This window comes from Pseudofrankia inefficax (assembly GCF_000166135.1).
GTDB lineage: Bacteria > Actinomycetota > Actinomycetes > Frankiales > Frankiaceae > Pseudofrankia > Pseudofrankia inefficax.
The window spans coordinates 5,523,502-5,541,032 of record NC_014666.1; the positions used below are offsets into that span (position 1 = coordinate 5,523,502).

A 17,531-nucleotide genomic window follows, 5' to 3' on the forward strand; every position below is an offset into this window, starting at 1 on the left:
TGCTCGCAGGTCTGCGATACGGACGACTATCCCCAAGCCTCGATACCCGCAATAATCTCTCCGACTATATGCCTCGCGTCAGTCGCGCCGCCGATCGAAAATGGCAGACCCTTCACGTTGATAAATACTTGGTAACTGCCCTTCGAGCCCGGCATGTGGCTCACATTTGGGAATCTTCTTATGATTTTCAGGAGACGATTATTGATGGCTTGTCGACCTGCGGAACCTGACTTTAGGCTAGGTACGGGAATCTTGTCAGTAACCGCAAACTCAATTTCGAGAACGGGCAGTTCATGGCCGTTCCGCGAAACTTCGACGCTCTTTAGTCGTACAACCACGGAGACTTGCCCAGAGAGACTGGAAAAGCTGGCTTCGCGATTGGTGGCAGTGAACTTCCCAAGGCCCACGCTCAGCATCGCGATCCTCCGGCAGAACTCGTCTTCAGGAATCGCGTCGTTTCCGCTCATCGCCATCACCCGAGCCTGCGAGCGAGTGAGGAGTGTCGCCACCTCAACCATTGACTGGGGGCGTTTTGAAGGATCAGCGTCGGTCGCCCGTCTATAAAGTTCGACTAGGGGCTCGGCAGCTTGGTCATCGGTCCAAGAATTCAGTTTCTTGGTGAGTTCCCGAAGATTAGTCTGGATGTCGTACGCACGTGGATCTGCTCGTACGATGATAAAGAACATAAGCTGAGCAAGACTATAAATGTCGACGGTGGCCGCACGCGCAGCAGCGGCATTCGGCTGCGTAATTTGTTCGGGTGGAGCATAGTTCAGCACTCCGCCGACCATCTCGCTCGTCGCCGTTCGATTCGTCTCGTGATACGCAAGATCGAAATCGGTAAGATATGGCACCGGTCGCAGGTCGTCGCCTTCGAGAACGACGATGATGTTCTCCGGTTTGATGTCCCGATGTAAAATTTTGCGAGAGTGAGCGTACTGGACGGTCTCCGCGATCTCGACTAGCAGTCGCAGTACGATCGACGGGTCGTCCTCGAAGTATGTCTTCCTTAGGTCATTGCCGTCAATATAATCCATTGTGAATGCGTACGGAGCGTAGGTCAGGTCGCGTACGTTAACAATCCTCGGGTGCTCCAGCATCCGCATCGCGTCGAAGCCACGACGGAAACGCTTTACTTTGGTCTCGTCGCCGAGTTCGTTGCCATGGAAGATCTTGAGCGCGACAGTCTCCCCATCATCGCGCCTCGCCCTCCAAACCTGGCCGTAACCGCCCTGGCCGATGCGGTCCGTCACAAGGCCGTGCACCGTCCGCATGGTGGGCTCGATGCCTGCAAGCACCTTCTGAAAGTCTGACATCCGTGCCTGCAGGGCCGACCATGTCGGGTCGCGGAGAAGGTCGGGCAGCGCCGTCTCTGTGTCTCGGAACCATCTGATCTTTCCTTCAAGATCACTGGCGCAGACCTTCACGCCAGACCGGAGCTTTCTCTCTCGATTCCTGAACTCGGTCTGCTGCAGGTTGTAGTGCTCATCAACAAATGCCTGGGCCTTGGCAAGGGTCATCTCTAGTTCATTGCGCCCAATGGGCGGGCCCATTCGTTCGGGAAACCCCACTCCGAGAATTACCGTTCCCGTAACGTCGCCCTTGAAGACCGGTGTCTGCATTGAAGCGGGCACGGCATTGAACGCGTATTCCGCAAGTCGAAGTAGAGATACCTCGCCGTGATAACCGACGGCATCCCCCAAAAGTCCATCCAGCAGGGCGGCGGTGAAGACGCCGTGTCCATCGATTTCCTGAGCCTCTTCGTGCCCACGGCAGGCTGCGAGGACACACCTACTTTCATTGATGGTCGGTATCTCCTGGTCAATATCGCTGCCCGTCAGCGGTCGTCGACCTGCCTCGTTAAACACGAGGCCCGAGTGGCAGCAATCGAGGATCGCGATTACATGGTTGTAGCGCGAACTCGCGGCATCCATGAATCTCGAAAGCTCTGAGAGAGAGATGCCGGGTTCAAAGCGCTTCTCATCGATGGTGACGAGGTAACCAGCGTCGCCGAATCCGACGCCATGACCAGCAAAATAGAAGAGCAGGAAGTCGCCACCATCTCCTTCGTAGGTCCGTTCACCAAGCGCATCCTTAACATTGTCCCGAGTGGCATCGCCGTCCGTCAGGAGCGTCACCGTAAAGCCGTAGTTCTCAATTTCAAGGCAGGTCGCAATATCGGTGGCGTCATTAACGCAACCTTCTAATGGAAACTCTGGATAAGCGTCCACCCCGACAACGATTGCATGACGGCTCACGAATTCCCCCTAGACGGTAGCGACGTCAGCTCCTAATGCTACTCCTGACGATTAGGTCGGGATCACTGGGTGCCTGAGTCGGACGGACCTACGAGAGGGGGACGACCCGACGCGCCGGCGAGCACGGCCGCCAGGGCCGCACGCAACGGTCGCGCAGCGCCGCTTCTTGATCTCAAATCGAGTAACTCGGAAGGCTGCGGCGTAGTGAGCGACGGGGGGAATCGGTCGAGCAGCAGATCAGCGCCGGGCGCGGGCGGGAAGGCTAGCCAAGTGTCCGGTTGGCTGTGTCGCGGGCGTCGGTCCAGTTGGCGTGGGCTGCGGCGGGCCCGTTGCCGCCGAATACCGGGCCGCCGGCCGTGAGGTCGGCGCGCAGCAGCACGGCCAGCGTTTAGCAGAGGAGGTGAGTTTCTCGCTGAGGACATCGCGGGGCAGCGGTCGATCAATGCAGACACAGTCGAACCGGTCGCCGGGTGCGTACCACTCCAGACCGCCAGAGCGCGAAGGCGCTGGTGAGCACCAGCGACAGCTCACGGAGGCCGAGCCCCCACCCACAGCGGCCAGACTAAGGACGCCAAAGCTGTCGGCAGTGAACAGCGCGTGTCCGACGTCCATGGCCCCCGTCGCCGCCGAACGCGGCGGTTCCGGCTCGTAGATCCCGGGCCACCAGTTCCCCAGGGACCTTGCGCCGTGAGGCTGTCGAGCACGGTTTCGATCCAGGCGGACGAGTCTGGCCGGGTCGGCTGGAGTCGCAGGCGCCAGCAGGCGAGCCGGATGGGAGTAGAACCGGGCCGCGACGACCCGCGAGACCGCCGGAAGGTTGAGCGCGGCGGCCGCCAACGGTCTCACTGCTGGCGTCTGAGCGCCGCCGGGACGAGGTTCCGTTCGACGTGGGTCAGCGGTAAGAGTAGTTCGTGGGCGTGCCCGATCCAGCCGAGTTGGTCGGGCGACGCGGTCTCGCACAGTTCCAGCTGTCCAGCGAGCTGAAGACGGCTGCGCGACAGGTGCCGGTGGACCGGGTGACGGAGATCGACGGGCTGGCGCCCGTGGTGGTCGACGAGCGCGACATGGTCTGGGACTCGCCAGCACTCCCCGCCAGTCGGCAAGCGCCTTCTCCCACGCGGCGTCGGGCGCGCGGCCGCCGGGGTACTGGGTGGCGTCGAGTAGCCACCGCGGTGGAGACAGGATCGTGCGCCGGTAGCGGACCCCGGCAGGTACGGCAGTCGGGGGGCAGCCACGTGATGACGCTGGGTGGCAGCTGAGGCGCGCGCCGCGTCGCCCGCCGCGCCGCCACATCCTCGGTCCAGGGCGCGATCCCGAGTCCGACCGGCTGACGCCGTCGCCGCCAAGTCTGGCTGTCGCCTTGATCGGTGTTTTGGCCCTCTGATGGCTACGGAACGGCCCCGGCGACGACCACTGGAGGGCCGAAACGGCGATCATGAAGGCCGGATGCCGAGCGCTTCACGCGGGGCGCCGGGCGGGGACCGGCGCCCGGAGGATTTTAGAGCGTTGGCGCGATCCGAGGCCGGCCGCCGGGGGCGAGGAGTACCACGCCACCGACGGGCCGGCCTGGTCGCGACTGGCACCGGTCACGGCGGCGCGGGCTACCCGGCCGACTCGGCCGGGGCGGCGGTGACGATGTCGCCGCGCAGGGGCGCGAGCGCGCCGCCGATCTGGCCGATCGTCTCCGCCGGCACGCCCAGCCCGGTCAGCGTCTCGACCAGGTGGCCGACCACGGCGTCGAAGTCGGCGTCGGTGATGTTCAGACCGGCGTGGGCGGCGGCCATGTCCCGGCCGGCGTAGATCTCCGAACCGCCGATCGCCGCGGCGATGAAGGACCGCTGGTGTGACTTCAGCCGGGCCAGGTCGGTGTCCGTGAAGAAGGGCGCGAGACCCGGGTCGGCCAGCACGCGGGTGTAGAAGTCCTCGACGGCTGCCTGGACGGCCGGTGCCCCGCCGATCGAGTCGTAGATGCTCATGTGCTCTCCCCTATTCGCACAGTGGATGCCGCTGGGGCCCGGCACCAGCCGGGCCCCAGGGGTGATTGTCGATCGGCTAGATCACAACGCCGCGTCGGCTGGCGGCGCGCAGGTAAACCGCCCAGGTCAGGGCGCCGCAGAGCAGGTAGTAGGCGATGAACGCGATGTAGGCGCCGTCGCCGGTGCCGTAGTTCAGGAAGGACTCGCGGAACGCCAGGTTGACCAGTACCCCGCCGAAGGCGCCGATCGCGCCGGCGATGCCGATGACGGCGTTGGACAGCCGCCGGGACTCGTGTTCGACCGCCGCCGGGTCCGCGTCCGCCGCGGCGCCGGCCCGGCCTCGGAAGATCGCCGGGATCATCTTGTAGGTCGAGCCGTTGCCGACGCCCGACAGCACGAACAGGGCCAGGAAGCCCACGTAGAACAGCGGCAGCGACTTCTCCCGGGAGGCGGTCAGCACGATCGCGGCGGCGACGGCCATCAGGGCGAAGTTCCACAGCGTCGTGCGGGCGCCGCCGATCCGGTCGGCCAGCCAGCCGCCGACCGGGCGGATCAGCGAGCCGACCAGCGGGCCGAGGAAGGTCAGGTAGGCGATCTTGACGGGGTCGACCTTCGTACCGGTCATGAAGTGGGTGCCGAACTGGTTCTGCAGCACCTGGCCGAAGGCGAAGCCGAACCCGATGAACGACCCGAACGTCCCGATGTAAAGGACTGACACGATCCAGGTGTCGGCATGGCGGCAGGCGTCGCGCATCGCGTGCTTGTCGGCGCGGACGTGGGCGATGTTGTCCATCCACAGCGCCGCGGCCAGGGCCGCCAGCACGATCAGCGGGATGTAGATCGCCAGCATCACCCGGGGATGGCCCTTGCCGGCCGTTGCCAGCACGGCCAGCCCGATCAGCTGCACCGCCGCCACCCCGATGTTGCCGCCGCCCGCGTTCAGGCCCAGCGCCCGGCCCTTGAGCCGCTGCGGGTAGAAGGAGTTGATGTTGGCCATCGAGGAGGCGAAGTTGCCGCCGCCCACGCCGGCCAGGGCCGCCAGCAGCAGCAGCGTGCCGAACGAGATGCCCGGGCGCAGCAGCGCCGCGGTGACGATCGTCGGGATCAGCAGCGCCGCGGCGCTGACGATGGTCCAGTTACGGCCGCCGAACTTCGCCACCGCGAACGTGTAGGGCAGCCGGACACCGGCCCCGAGCGCGGTCGGCAGCGTCGTGAGCAGGAACTTCTCGGCCGCCGCGTGCTTGGGGTCGGCGGACAGCCCGTAGGCCGGCGTCAGGAACAGCACGAACACCGACCACAGGCTCCACACCGAGAACCCGATGTGCTCGCTGAACACCGAGAGCAGCAGGTTGCGCCGGGCGATCCGGGCCCCGCCCAGGCGCCAGAAACTTTCGTCCTCCGGTCGCCAGTCCGTGAGCCATCGGCCACGGCGCTCGCCGTCCTCGGCGGGTGTCGACTCCGGTGTGGTCGTTGTCGTGACGGTCGTCATCAGGGTCCTTCCCATCCGTGGCAGCCTCTGAGACGGCTTGGCACGGACGTTAGGAACCCGCGGTTGCCCCACCATTCGTGACTGGCGACGCCGAGGAAACGTTTCCCGCACCGGCCGAGAGAGCGCCCGGAGAGATCTCGCCAACCCTCCGGCCATCAGCTCTCGAAGGCCGTCGCGCACCGTTCGGCCAGGGCTTGATCGGACCGGCGGGACGCGCGATCCTCGGACTGAACCACCACGGACAGCACCGGGATGACGTCTACCAGTGATGTGGCATACCGCACGGGGGTGTCTGCGTTGGGGAGATTGTCATAGCCTGACATTGGCTTTGGGCGCGGTGCCCTCCAGGCGGGGCAGCGGACCTTCAGGCCACTGAACATGCCCGGGAGGTCCGATGACCGCTCCGCTGCTTCCGTCGCAGCCGTCGTTTTCCTCGGTCCCGCCGCGGGACGACGCCGGCCCCACGACCGACGCCCGCCCCCGCGACGCGGGCGACGACCGCAGAGAACAGGCCGAGCCCGGCGAGGTGGCCGGGCGGGTCGCGTTCGTCTTCCAGGGCGGCGGCAGCCTCGCCGCGGCGCAGGTCGGCATGCTGCGCGCGCTGACCGAGGCGGGCATCGTCCCGGATCTCGTCGTCGGCGCCTCGGCCGGCGCGCTCAACGCGGTGGCGTACGCGACCGATCCGACCGTGGCGGGCATCGAGCGGGTCGCCGCCGTGTGGACCTCGCTGCGCCGCAAGGACGTGGCACCGCTGTCGCTGCGCGCGCTCGCGGGCGGCCTGATCGGCCGGCAGGACGGGCTCGCCTCCAGCACCGGGCTACGCCACCTGCTGGAGAGCGGCCTGGTGGCCACCCGGCTGGAGCACACCGTGATCCCGGCGCACGTCGTCACCACCGACCTGGAGACCGGGCATCCGCTGGTGCTCTCGGAGGGCGACACGGTCCAGGCCCTGCTGGCCACCTCGGCCTACCCGGGGGTGTTCCCGCCGGTCACCCTGGACGGACGGCGGCTCATCGACGGTGGGGTCAGCGCGGACACCCCGGTCCGCCAGGCCGAGAGCCTCGGCGCGATGACGACCTACGTGCTGCCCTCGGTCGGCCCGACCCCCGGTGCCGCCACGCCGGAGCCGGTCCCGCACGGGGCGTTCGCGCTGGCGCTGCGCGCGCTCAACCAGATCCTCGGCAACGCGGCCCGGGCCGACATGTCCGCCCTCCATGGGACCGTCTACCTGCTGCCCGCCCCGGGCACGACCATCGTCAACCCGTTCGACTTCCGCGGCACCGGAGCGCTGCTGGCCGCCGGCTACCGCCTCACCCGGGCCTGGCTGCGCGATGCCACCCCGCTCCAGGCACCGGCGGCAGCCGCCCCGCCGGCACCACTGCGACTCCCCCTCACAGCCCCGGCCCCCGGCCTGGCCTGACGTTCCGTCCCGGTATCGCGGGGACCACGACGGTCTTGATCGCCGTCTATGCCCTGGGGTGGTTGCGGAAACGTCGCAGCCACGACCATTCCAGGGCCGAAACGGCGATCCAGGCGCTTCAAGAGCACCGGCCACCCGCAGAGCCGGCCGAGCTGGCCGGACCGGCGGGGGCGGGGCTGGCGGCGTAGCCTCGGAGGTGCTACGTCAGCGTGGCTGTGTTCTCGTCCGGGTCTGGTCCGTACGCCTATCCGGGTTCCCTCTCGCTGATGCGTTGGTCGGCTGAGAGGGATGACCATGACGTCGGAGATCGTTGCTGGACTGCGCGCGGCGCAACCGTCCCCGGTGGGGGTGACGGGCGCTCGGGGCAGTGAGTACGGCGAGCTGGGCCGCCAGGTCAGGCACGCGTCGCTGCTGGATCGACGGCCGGGCTGGTACTGCGCGCGAATCGCGGTGAACCTCGGCCTGCTGGCCGCCGGCTGGGCGGCGTTCGTGCTGGTGGGGAACTCGTGGTGGCAGCTGGGCATCGCGGCGTTCCTGGCGGTGATGTTCACCCAGTTCGCCTTCATCGGGCATGACGCCGGGCATCGGCAGATCGTCAGCGGCCGGCGGGCCAGCAACGCCGTGGGCCTGCTGCACGGCAACCTGCTGGTCGGGCTGAGCTTCGGCTGGTGGCTGGCCAAGCACAACCGGCACCACAGCCATCCCAACCAGATCGACCGGGATCCGGACATCGGCGCGGGGGCCTTCGTCTTCACACCCGCCGACGCGGGCCGCCGCCGTGGGCTGGGCCGGCTGCTGACGTCGTACCAGGCCTACCTGTTCTTCCCGATCCTGCTGCTGGAGGGGCTGAACCTCCATGTCGCGAGCGTGCGGGAACTCGTCGGGCGGCGCGGGCGGCTCGCCGTGGTGGAGGCGCTGCTGCTGACCGTGCACTTCACCGCGTACCTGGCCGCCGTCGCCCTCGTCCTGTCGCCGGTCAGGGCGGTGGTCTTCGTGCTCGTCCACCAGGCGCTGTTCGGCCTGTACATGGGCTGCACGTTCGCCCCGAACCACAAGGGGATGCCCATCCTGGCCCGCGACGAGCCGGATTTCCTGCGCCGGCAGGTGCTGACCGCGCGCAACATCCGTGGCGGCCGGCTCACCGACCTGGTGTTCGGCGGGCTGAACTACCAGATCGAGCACCACCTGTTCCCGAGCATGCCGCGCCCGAGCCTGCGCCGGGCGCAGCCGCTGGTCCGCGCGTTCTGCGAGGCCCGCGGTCTCGCCTACCAGGAGGCCGGCGTGCTGGGCTCCTACGGCGAGGTACTGCGGTGGCTGAACGAGATCGGAGCGCCGTCGCGGCATCCGGGCCGGGAGAACAGGCTGGTCACGGCCGGGAACCTCGTCGGCCTCGCACCGCGCCTGCGTACCAGTCAGGGAGCGCGTGAGTGATCCGGGCCGGCTCCGCCGCGAGCTGCTGTCCCTGCTGGCGGACCAGTCCGGGGACGCCTCGTCGCTGGACCGGCTGTGCGTCGGCGTCGTCTCGGCCCTGCCGGTGGACGGGGCCTCGATCGCGGTGACGTCCGACGCCGCCGTCCGGGTCTATGTCGGCGCGAGCGACCCGATCACGGCCCGCCTCGACGATCTTCAGTTCACCCTCGGGGAGGGGCCCGGCTGGGACGCGGTCCACGACCGGCGCCCGGTGCTCGTCGCGGACCTCGCCGGGCCGTCCGGGTGTCGCTGGCCGATGTTCGCCCCCGCCGTCCTGGCCGCCGGCTTTCGGGCGGTCTTCGCGTTCCCGCTGCAGATCGGCGCGATCCGGCTGGGCGCTCTCGGCCTTCTGCGGGCTCGGCCCGGCCCGCTCGGCGACGACACGCTGGCGGACGCGCTGGTCGTCGTCGACGTCGCCGCGCTGACGCTCCTCGACACGCGGATGGACGACCCGCCTGGCCCGTCACCTGGGCTGCTTCCGGACGCCCTCGGGCTGTATCGGGCCGAGGTCCACCAGGCGACCGGGATGCTGATGGTGCAGCTCGGGGTCGGCGCGCAGGAGGCCCTCGTCCGGCTGCGCGCGCATGCCTACGCCGCCGGGCAGACGGTCGACGAGGCGGCCCGTGACCTGGTAGCACGCCGGCTGCGCCTCGACGGAGGCCCGCCCGGATGATGGGGTGTGGTAGCCCCTCGCGGGACGGTCACGGCGGGTGTGGAGGACGAAGGTGGTCCACGAACAGCAGCTGAGTGAGGCGTTCGTCAGCCTGGCCGACAGCCTGGTCGCCGACTACGACGTCGCGGACCTGCTGCACCGGCTGGCCGACCACTGCGTGACCCTGCTCGACGTGGCGGCCGCCGGCCTGCTGCTGGCCGACCAGCGCGGCAGTCTGCAGGTCGTGGCGGCCTCGTCGGAGACCAGCCGGCTGCTCGAGCTGTTCCAGCTCCAGCACGACCAGGGACCGTGCCTGGACTCCTACCGCACGGGCACGGCCGTCTCCGTCCCCGACGTCGCCGTGGCCGCCGACCGCTGGCCGATCTTCGCGGCCGAGACGCTGGCGGCGGGCTACCACTCGGTCCACGCGCTGCCGATGCGGCTGCGCGACGACGTGATCGGCACGTTGAACCTGTTCGGCGCCCGCCCCGGCCGGCTCGCCGACGCCGACGCCCGCGTCGGTCAGGCGCTCGCGGACGTGGCCACGATCGCCATCCTGCAGGAACGCGCGATCCGCCACCGCGAGATGCTCGCCGAGCAGTTGCAGAACGCGCTCACCAGCCGGATCGTCATCGAGCAGGCCAAAGGGGTCCTCGCGGAACGCGGCCGCCTCGACATGGACGAGGCGTTCGACCGCCTGCGCCGCCACGCCCGCAACACCAACACCCGCCTCACCGACCTGGCTCGCGACGTCGTCGCCGGGACGGTCGACAGCACCGCCGTGCTGGCCCCCCAGCCCCGGCGCCAGCCGCAACAGCGGCCCGGCCAGGGGCCCGCGGCCTAGGCGGGGCTCAGGACAGGCCGGTGGCGGCGGACGCCTCGGCGAGCGACGGCCAGTCGCGCCCGATCATCACCCAGCCGTCGTGGCCCGCCAGCGGGCTCTTGGGGTCGTGCACCTTGACCTGCCAGCTGCCCGGGCTGGTCTCCCTGGCGAGCGCGGCCTTGCCGTCGCAGGTGCCGTACTGGCTACCGAGCACGGCCGGCGACGTGGTTGAAGTCGGAGACGCGGAAGGCGGGGAACCGTTCTGAGCGGACATGAGGGCCTTCACAGAGAAAAGCCACCGAGGTGCCCAACGTCGAGTCAGGATGCTCAACGGGACCGCGATGGCGAGGCGCGGCAGCCCGTCCGGGCCAACTGTTCGCCAACAGCTCCAGCCTACGCCGGGCCCGTCCACCAGGCTGACCGACGACGTCGCGATCAGCCCGGCGGACGGCAGGTCAGGTGGTGGCGGCGGCCTTGGCCAGGACCGGCTTGAGCTGCTCCAGCTGCCACGGGATGTTGAGGATGGTCGGGTTGTTGACCGCGCCCGCGGTGAACGCGTCGACCTCCAGCACCCGTCCCGCCTTGACGGCCGGGATGTCGGTGAACAGCTTGTTCGCGTCCATCTCGGTCTTCAGATCCGGCGTCGCGTACCCGATCAGCAGGAAGTCCGCGTCGAGCGCGCCGAGCTTCTCCATGCTCAGCTCCCGGTCCACCACGTTGGCGGTCACGCCGGGCGCGAGCTTCATCCCGAGCTCGGAGTAGAGCTGGACCGACACCGTCTTCGGGTCGTCGATCACCGCCAGGCCGCCGGACTCGTAGTAGAAGGAGTAGCTGAACGTCTTGCCGGCCAGGCCGGGCAGGTCCGTCCTGACGTCCTGGATGGCCTTCTCGGTCGCCGCGATCGCCTTCTGCTCGTCGGCGTCGCGACCGACGGCCTTGCCGATGATGGTGCTGTTCTCCTGCCAGGTCGCGAGGCCGGCGTCATCCGTGTAGCCCACGGTCGGCGCGATCTTCGAGAGCCGGTCGTAGTAGTCCGCCAGGCCGTAGAAGTTCGTGGCCAGGATGAGGTCCGGGTGCAGCGTGGCGATCTGCTCGAGGTTCAGGTCGCCGCCGGTGTCGAGGGCCGTGCTCTTCGACAGGTCGATCTTGCCCGACAGCCAGGGGAAGACGCCGTCGGGCTTGTACTCGTTCTTCGCGTACGCGATCGGCGTGATGCCGAGCGTCGCCAGCGTGTCCTCCTCATAGCTGAGCGCGATGATCCGCTTCGGCTGGGCCGGGACGACCGTCGTGCCGAACTTGTTCTTCAGCGAGACGGGGAAGCTGCCCGCCGCCGCGCTCGCCGGCGCCGTCCCGCTGCCGCTGTCGCCACCGCTGCCGCTGCCGCCGCAGCCGGCCGCCGCGGCCAGCGCGGTGACGGCGAGGATCACCGCCACAAGGAGTCTCAGTCTGTGTCGCACTGCCTTCTCGTTTCCATGGTCAGGCCGCGCGCCAACGGCACGCGGGGGTGTGGTGGTTTTCAGGACAACTTCGGGAGGGTCAGCGCTCGGCGGTCGATCTTGCCGCCCGCGGTGACCGGCAGCGTGTCGAGCACCGTCACGACGCTCGGCACCATGTACGGGGGAAGCTGGGCGGAACACGAGGCCAGCACCTCGTCGGCGACGGGCCTGTCCGTGTCGACGCGGTCGGTGTCGGGGACGACGAACGCGAGGAGCCGGGGGGCCGCGGTGTCCTGGGAGAGCACGACCGCGGCGCGGCGCACCCACGGGTGCGCCGCCAGCGCGGCCTCGACCTCCTCCAGCTCCAGCCGCATCCCGCGGATCTTCACCTGGTTGTCGGCGCGGCCCACGAACTCCAGCCAGCCGGCGGTGGCGTTCCAGCGGGCGAGGTCGCCGGTCCGGTACATCCGCGCGCCACCGTCGACAAGGGGGCCGGCGAACGGGTCGGCGACGAACCGCGCGGCGGTCATCGCCGGGTTGTGCACGTAGCCACGGCCGAGCAGGAAACCGGCCACATAGAGCTCGCCGACCTCGCCGTCCGCGACGGCTGCCAACTGGTCGTCGAGAAGGTGCAGCTGGGTGTGCGGATTGGGCCGGCCGATCGACGCGGCGAGGCGTTCCGCGCTGTCCCGATAGATGACGTGGGAAACGCCGATCGTCGTTTCGGCTGGACCGTAGCCGTGGTAGAGCGCGGTGCCGAGCTGGCCCCGGAAACGGGTGAACAGCGCCGGAGTCAGCACCTCTCCCCCGCACCAGACATGACGCAGCGAGGCGAGCGCCGACGTCCCTTCCGCCGCCTCCAGAATGATGTCGAGCATCGACGAGACGAGATAGACGAAGGTGACCCGTTCCTGCTCGATCAGGTCGACCAGATAACCCGGGTCGATCTCCCCGTCCGGCTCCGCGACGATGACCCGGCCGCCGCGGACCAGAGGCAGCAGGATCTCGTTGATGGAGATGTCGAACGACAGCGGCGCCTTGAACAGGGACGCGTCGTCCGGCCCGAAACCGAACAGGTCCCGCGCCTGCCACCGCAGCCGCTCGGCGATGGCGTCCTGACGGATCATCGCCCCCTTCGGGGTGCCGGTCGACCCGGAGGTGAACATCACGTAGGCGAGCCCGGCCGGCGGGATCGGCAGGTCGAGCGGCTCGCCCGACTCGCCGTCCCAGGACCAGGCACCCAGGCTGGCCGGGACCGCGGGAAGGCCGTCGGCCAGCTCACCAGGGGCGATCCCGGCGTCGGTCACGATCAGCCGTGCCCGCGCCTCGGCGAGCACCTGGCGGCGGCGCGCCTCGGGCCAGGACGGTTCTACCGGGACGAACGCGCCGCCGGCGGCCAGCACGGCGAGCACCGCGATGACCATCTCCGCGGACCGGACCAGCCGGATGCCGACGATGTCCTCAGGGCCGAGGCCGCGGGCGCGCAGGGCCCGAGCGAGCTGAAAGACCCGCGTCCCGAGTTCCCGGTAGGTCAGCCGACCTTCCGGCGCCACGAGCGCGGGCGCGTCCGGTGACCTGCGGACCTGGGCGGTGAACTGATCGGCGACGGTCGTGGTGGCCGCGGGCACGCTGAAGTCGTTCCAGTCCGCCAGCGCCGTGCGCACCCCGGCATTCCCGACGGGCACCAGGTCGTCCTCATAGCGCGAACCCACAACCATTCCCATCTGTCGGCGAAGAAGAAACGCGGCGTACGGCCGGTACTAGAACTTCAGGTACAGCTCGTCCGGAATGATCGGCTGGTGGTACGTGCACACTCCGGACAGCACCGTGGAGCCGTGCAGCCGCGACTTCGGGATGAGAATCTTGTCGCCGTCGCTCAGCGAGATCTTGTGCGTGACGTTGTTCCAGAAATGCATGTCGCCGGACTCGATCATGACCAGCCGGTGTTCGTCGTGGACATGCGTCGTCGACGTCTCGTCGCAGGACTCGACGAACGTGTCCAGATCGACCTCGATGCCCTCGGCCGTGAGGTAGGCGTCGATCGCCTTGGCCTTCGCCTTGTGCTCGTCGATCGCGTCCGCCCAGGCCAGCTGTGCCGCGAGGTCGCGGTCCCACAGCCGGGCCAGGTGGGCCGCGTCGGTGAAGCCCGCGTGGAAGTCGGCCAGGGCCGTGCCACCGGTCAGCGCGAGCAGCGGGCCCAGCAGTGAGTCGACCAGCTCGTCCAGCCCGGCCGGGGTGAGAGCGGCCGGGCCGGGGACGTCCGGCCGGTGGCCGAGGCCCTCCTCGACCGCGTCGGCCCAGGCCCCGGCGGTGACCGCCGCGTCGACGCGCTGGTGCACGAACGCGCCGAGCAGCTCGGCGTGCCGGTGCGGCGCGCGGGACAGCTGGTGCAGGTGGTTGCCCCGGGCCAGCGAGGTGTTCAGGTACAGCTGCCAGTACGCGCCGACGGACGGGGTGAGCCCGGCCGCGGCGAGCAGGGCCGTCCAGCGGGCCGAGCTCGCCACCCAGCGCTGGTAGTCGTCGAGCAGCAGCACCCGGGCGCCGGGGTGGGCGAGGTCGTACTCGCCGAGCGCGCCCCGCCCGATCGCCGTGCGCGCCGCGGGCAGGTAGGCCGAGAGCTGCAGCAGTGCGAACGTCGTCGCCTCGCGCCGGTCGCGGGTGGCGCGCAGCACGGCGAACGCGTCGCCCGGATGGTCACGGCGCTGCTCCCAGTAGCCGCGCAGCTCCCGGCGCAGGCCGCCGAGCGGGTCCCCGGCGACCGGGTCCGTCGGGCTGTCCGCGCGGGCCAGCCGGGTCGTCGCCAGGAAGGAGAACAGGTGGCGTTCGAGGACCGGCTGGGCCAGCGTGGCGCGCAGCCGGTTCGCCGGGCCGTAGAAGTCGGCGCCGTGCCGGTCGGCCGCCTCGTTGCGGCTCGGCGGCAGGTAGAGCAGGTCCGCGTCGTAGATGTTGCGCAGCATCCGGTGGCCGAGCAGGCCGGAGAGCTTCAGCACGTCGTCGGCGGGCAGCTCGGTCCCGTAGTCCAGCCAGCCGAGGTCGGCGGGCCGGACCGGGCGCCGGTAGGGGTCGGCCTCGGTGGTCAGCTCCTCCCACTCGGCGGCGCGGAAGGCCGGGTTGGCCGCGAAGGCGCGGACCAGCGCGTGCGCGCCCTCACCGTGCTGCGCGGCCTCGACCAGGTCGGCCAGCGTCATCGTCTGGTCGGGGGTCATCGGTTCCTCCTGCTGTGACTGGGTGCGAGCGCGGCGACGGCGCGGCGGTCGATCTTGCCGGCCGCCGTCAACGGCAGCTCGGTGAGCGGGACGAAGACCTCCGGGACCATGTGCCGGGGCAGCCGCTCGGCCAGCCAGGTGCGCAGCGCGTCCGGCTCGGGCTGGACCGCCCCGCCCTGGCGCACGTGGTAGGCGCGCAGCTCGTCCGTCCCGGTCGGGCCGGTGGCGAGCACGACGACGGCCTGGCGGACCCCGGGGTGGCGGGCCAGCACGTCCTCGATCTCCTCCAGCTCCACCCGGAAGCCGCCGATCTTGACCTGGTTGTCGACCCGGCCGACAAACTCGATCTCCCCGTCGGCCCGGAACCGGGCCAGGTCCCCGGTCGCGTACATCCGGGCGCCCGGGTCCTGGCTGAACGGGTCGGGCACGAACCGGTCGGCGGTGCGGCGCGGGTCGTTGAGGTAGCCACGGGCGAGCGGCAGCCCGCTGACGAACAGCTCGCCCACCGCGCCGACCGGCACCGGGTTGTACTCGTCGTCCAGGATGCGGATCGTGGTGTTCGGGTTCGGCCGGCCGATCGAGACGCGCGCCTCGGGGACGCCCGGCTCGAACACCCGGCAGGAGACGCCGATCGTCGCCTCGGCCGGCCCGTAGCCGTGGACCAGCCGCGCGTCCCACCGGTCCTGGAACCGGCGGTACAGCTCGTCGGGCAGCACCTCGCCGCCGCACCAGACGTGTCGCAGCGACCGCCCGGCCGCCGCGGCCTCCTGACGGTCGAGCATCGCGCCAAGCAGGGACGTCCCGACGTAGCAGAAGGTCACCGCCTGCTCGCGGATGATCTCCAGCAGCGCACCCGGGTCGCCGCCGGCCCGCGGCGGAGCCACCACGAGGCGCGCCCCGGTCGTCAGCGGCAGGAAGATCTCGTTGATCGAGATGTCGACACCCAGCGGTGCCTCGTGCAGCAGGACGTCGGCCGCCGTCAGGCCGAGCAGGTCGGCCTGCCAGCGCAGCCGGTTGCAGATCGCCTGGTGGCGGACCATCACCCCCTTGGGCTCGTTGGTCGACCCGGAGGTGTAGATCACGTACGCCAGGTTCTCCATGTCGACGCCGAGGTCCGGGCCCGGCGCCGGGGTGGGCGTGGGGGCGGCCGGGTCGACCGGCCGGCCGGCGGCGTCGAGCCGGATCACCGGCACGTTCCCGGTCGGCGGGGCGTCGGCCGGGTCGGCGGCCGGCAGGTCGGGCAGGGTGACGCCGGGCCCGGTGAGCACCGCCGCGATCCCGGCCCCGCCGGCGACGGCCACGAGGCGCCGGTCCGGCCAGCCGGACTCCAGCGGGACGAAGGCGCCGCCGGCGCGCAGCACGCCGAGCAGCGCGACCGTCAGCGCGGCCGACCGCGGCACGCAGACGCCGACGGTCACCTCCGGGCCGACGCCCGTGGCGCGCAACCGGGCCGCGACCGCGTCGGCCCGGCGTTCCAGCTCGGCGTAGGTGAGGGTGACGGCCGGGCCACCGGCGTCGTCGAGGCCGACCACGGCGACCGCGTCGGGCGTCCGGCTCGCCTGGTCCGCCACCAGGGCGCTCAGCGAGCGGTCGACGAGCGGGCTGACGGGCCCGGCCGACCAGTCGTCGGCGGCGGGCGAGGGTGTTGTGGGCGTGGTGGGCCTGGTCGAGACCATCGTCAGCGGCTCCCGGCTCCGGCCGAGACGGACATCCGGCGCCGGAGGCTGCGCGGGCGCAGGTCGCTCCAGGTCAGCTCGATGCTGTCCAGGCACTCGTTCCTGGTCCCGGTGACGGGCGTGTCGAACCAGCCGAGCGCGTTGCGGCGCTCCTGGGGCCACACCGAGTACTGCTGTTCCTGGTTGACGACCACCTTGAACAGCCGGCGCGACGGCTCCCTGTCGGGCGTGGGGTCGTCGGCGGCCAGGCCGGCCGCCTCCCATTTCGCGCGGAACGGGCACTTCTCCGCGACCGTGGCGTCATCGCGCAGGAAGTACTGCTTCCACTCCCGGTTCGCCGGGTCCCCGTAGGAGCCCAGCAGCGGGGTCGAGTCCACCTCGTCCATCCGCCGCAGCCGCTCGCGGATCACCTTCCGGGCTGCCGCGCCGCGGGGAGTGGTCGGCGCGAGCCCCTCGAAGACCCAGCGCGGCTGGAACGTGATGTTGAAGACCGGGTTGCTCCGGCTGCGCAGCCGCCGGTGCGCCGGGGTGTTGCAGACGACGAAGATCGGGGAGCCGCGGAAGCTGAACTCCCAGGCAGGGTCGTCGGTGTCGGTGGGGATGTCCGACGGCCAGGGCTCGCCGTCGCTGTCGTGCAGGTACCGCAGCAGCGACCAGAACCGCCGCTCGTACCCGAGGACGTCGTCGCTCTCCTGCCCTGCCGTCCCGTTGCCCGACCCGAAGAACACGACCAGCGAGGTGTTCCGCGAGATCGACTGGTAGGTCGCGAGGTAGCTGGCGAGGATGTCGGGCAGCACCGACCAGGTCCGCTCGTCGTCCAGGTCGTCGACGAAGCCGAACCGCAGCCCGCCGCTGTTGGCCGCGGCCACCGCGAAGACGCAGGGGAACGGCTCGGCGTCGGATCTCAGGGTCGTGATCATGTCCCGGGCGCAGCCGGCGCCCCAGGCCGGCATCGGGCCGACGGCGAGGTCCAGCGCCTCCTCGTGGAAGGCGTCCTCGAGCAGGGGCTCGGCGGGCAGGGAACCGGTCGAGCCGAGGGTGCTCGCCGCGCGCACGTTCAAGGTGTCTCGCACTGGGGTTCTCTCTTTGGTTGGCCGCGTGCCGATCCCGACCCGCGGTCGTGGT

General features: G+C 70.0%; 14 protein-coding genes. 4 read left to right on the forward strand and 10 right to left on the reverse strand.

The genetic code is table 11. From position 1 onward, the window contains the following. Positions 1–26 precede the first annotated feature (26 nt). The 4 genes from FRAEUI1C_RS37660 to FRAEUI1C_RS22425 all read right to left on the reverse strand — a co-directional run bounded on the left by FRAEUI1C_RS37660 (position 27) and on the right by FRAEUI1C_RS22425 (position 5,738). Positions 27–2,258 (reverse strand): protein kinase domain-containing protein, encoded by a 2,232-nt coding sequence (locus tag FRAEUI1C_RS37660; RefSeq protein ID WP_013425629.1) that lies wholly within the window; start codon positions 2,256–2,258, stop codon positions 27–29. A gap of 237 nt (positions 2,259–2,495) precedes the next feature. Further along, a complete protein-coding gene (locus FRAEUI1C_RS41970) occupies positions 2,496–3,695 on the reverse strand; it encodes a lantibiotic dehydratase (protein ID WP_368411116.1) in 1,200 nt (399 codons plus the stop codon). Positions 3,696–3,859: 164 nt separating this feature from the next. After that, complete coding sequence (locus FRAEUI1C_RS22420) at positions 3,860–4,234, reverse strand: group I truncated hemoglobin (RefSeq protein WP_013425631.1); 375 nt, start codon at positions 4,232–4,234, stop codon at positions 3,860–3,862. Between the two features lie 76 nt (positions 4,235–4,310). After that, entirely contained in the window at positions 4,311–5,738 is a 1,428-nt protein-coding gene (locus FRAEUI1C_RS22425) for a nitrate/nitrite transporter (protein WP_013425632.1), read from the reverse strand. Between the two features lie 379 nt (positions 5,739–6,117). Here FRAEUI1C_RS22425 and FRAEUI1C_RS22430 point away from each other — a divergent pair, with 379 nt between their 5' ends. The 4 genes from FRAEUI1C_RS22430 (at position 6,118) to FRAEUI1C_RS22445 (ending at position 10,109) form a co-directional block, all read left to right on the forward strand. Beyond that, the gene (locus tag FRAEUI1C_RS22430) at positions 6,118–7,143 is read left to right on the forward strand and encodes a patatin-like phospholipase family protein (RefSeq protein WP_013425634.1); all 1,026 of its coding nucleotides are present in this window, start codon (positions 6,118–6,120) and stop codon (positions 7,141–7,143) included. A 288-nt stretch (positions 7,144–7,431) separates the two neighbouring features. Continuing rightward, positions 7,432–8,574, forward strand: a complete 1,143-nt coding sequence (locus tag FRAEUI1C_RS22435; RefSeq protein WP_083819619.1) for a fatty acid desaturase family protein — start codon at positions 7,432–7,434, stop codon at positions 8,572–8,574. After that, complete coding sequence (locus FRAEUI1C_RS22440) at positions 8,567–9,286, forward strand: ANTAR domain-containing protein (protein WP_013425636.1); 720 nt, start codon at positions 8,567–8,569, stop codon at positions 9,284–9,286. The genes FRAEUI1C_RS22435 and FRAEUI1C_RS22440 overlap by 8 nt, the downstream gene beginning before the upstream one ends. 52 nt (positions 9,287–9,338) lie before the next feature. After that, entirely contained in the window at positions 9,339–10,109 is a 771-nt protein-coding gene (locus tag FRAEUI1C_RS22445) for a GAF and ANTAR domain-containing protein (RefSeq protein WP_013425637.1), read from the forward strand. A 7-nt stretch (positions 10,110–10,116) separates the two neighbouring features. Here FRAEUI1C_RS22445 and FRAEUI1C_RS22450 read toward each other — a convergent pair whose 3' ends face one another. From FRAEUI1C_RS22450 to FRAEUI1C_RS22475, 6 genes are all read right to left on the reverse strand, one after another. Then, entirely contained in the window at positions 10,117–10,302 is a 186-nt protein-coding gene (locus tag FRAEUI1C_RS22450; protein ID WP_095522674.1) for a hypothetical protein, read from the reverse strand. Positions 10,303–10,543: 241 nt separating this feature from the next. Beyond that, entirely contained in the window at positions 10,544–11,545 is a 1,002-nt protein-coding gene (locus FRAEUI1C_RS22455; RefSeq protein ID WP_157735017.1) for an iron-siderophore ABC transporter substrate-binding protein, read from the reverse strand. Positions 11,546–11,604: 59 nt separating this feature from the next. Further along, the gene (locus FRAEUI1C_RS22460) at positions 11,605–13,242 is read right to left on the reverse strand and encodes an amino acid adenylation domain-containing protein (RefSeq protein ID WP_497006524.1); all 1,638 of its coding nucleotides are present in this window, start codon (positions 13,240–13,242) and stop codon (positions 11,605–11,607) included. A 42-nt stretch (positions 13,243–13,284) separates the two neighbouring features. Next, positions 13,285–14,730, reverse strand: a complete 1,446-nt coding sequence (locus FRAEUI1C_RS22465) for a cupin domain-containing protein (protein ID WP_013425641.1) — start codon at positions 14,728–14,730, stop codon at positions 13,285–13,287. Next, positions 14,727–16,406: an amino acid adenylation domain-containing protein gene (locus FRAEUI1C_RS22470; protein WP_013425642.1), complete on the reverse strand. Its 1,680-nt coding sequence runs from the start codon at positions 16,404–16,406 to the stop codon at positions 14,727–14,729. The genes FRAEUI1C_RS22465 and FRAEUI1C_RS22470 overlap by 4 nt, the downstream gene beginning before the upstream one ends. 2 nt (positions 16,407–16,408) lie before the next feature. Beyond that, positions 16,409–17,479: a YqcI/YcgG family protein gene (locus FRAEUI1C_RS22475; protein WP_013425643.1), complete on the reverse strand. Its 1,071-nt coding sequence runs from the start codon at positions 17,477–17,479 to the stop codon at positions 16,409–16,411. Positions 17,480–17,531: the final 52 nt, after the last annotated feature.

Bases quoted from the DNA above. Each gene is read 5' to 3' on its own strand.
- FRAEUI1C_RS22460 (WP_497006524.1), bottom strand. From the start codon at position 13,242: ATGGTTGTGGGTTCGCGCTATGAGGACGACCTGGTGCCCGTCGGGAAT.
- FRAEUI1C_RS22430 (WP_013425634.1), top strand. From the start codon at position 6,118: ATGACCGCTCCGCTGCTTCCGTCGCAGCCGTCGTTTTCCTCGGTCCCG.
- FRAEUI1C_RS22435 (WP_083819619.1), top strand. From the start codon at position 7,432: ATGACCATGACGTCGGAGATCGTTGCTGGACTGCGCGCGGCGCAACCG.
- FRAEUI1C_RS22465 (WP_013425641.1), bottom strand. From the start codon at position 14,730: ATGACCCCCGACCAGACGATGACGCTGGCCGACCTGGTCGAGGCCGCG.
- FRAEUI1C_RS22470 (WP_013425642.1), bottom strand. From the start codon at position 16,406: ATGGTCTCGACCAGGCCCACCACGCCCACAACACCCTCGCCCGCCGCC.
- FRAEUI1C_RS41970 (WP_368411116.1), bottom strand. From the start codon at position 3,695: ATGATCGCCGTTTCGGCCCTCCAGTGGTCGTCGCCGGGGCCGTTCCGT.
- FRAEUI1C_RS22425 (WP_013425632.1), bottom strand. From the start codon at position 5,738: ATGGGAAGGACCCTGATGACGACCGTCACGACAACGACCACACCGGAG.
- FRAEUI1C_RS22420 (WP_013425631.1), bottom strand. From the start codon at position 4,234: ATGAGCATCTACGACTCGATCGGCGGGGCACCGGCCGTCCAGGCAGCC.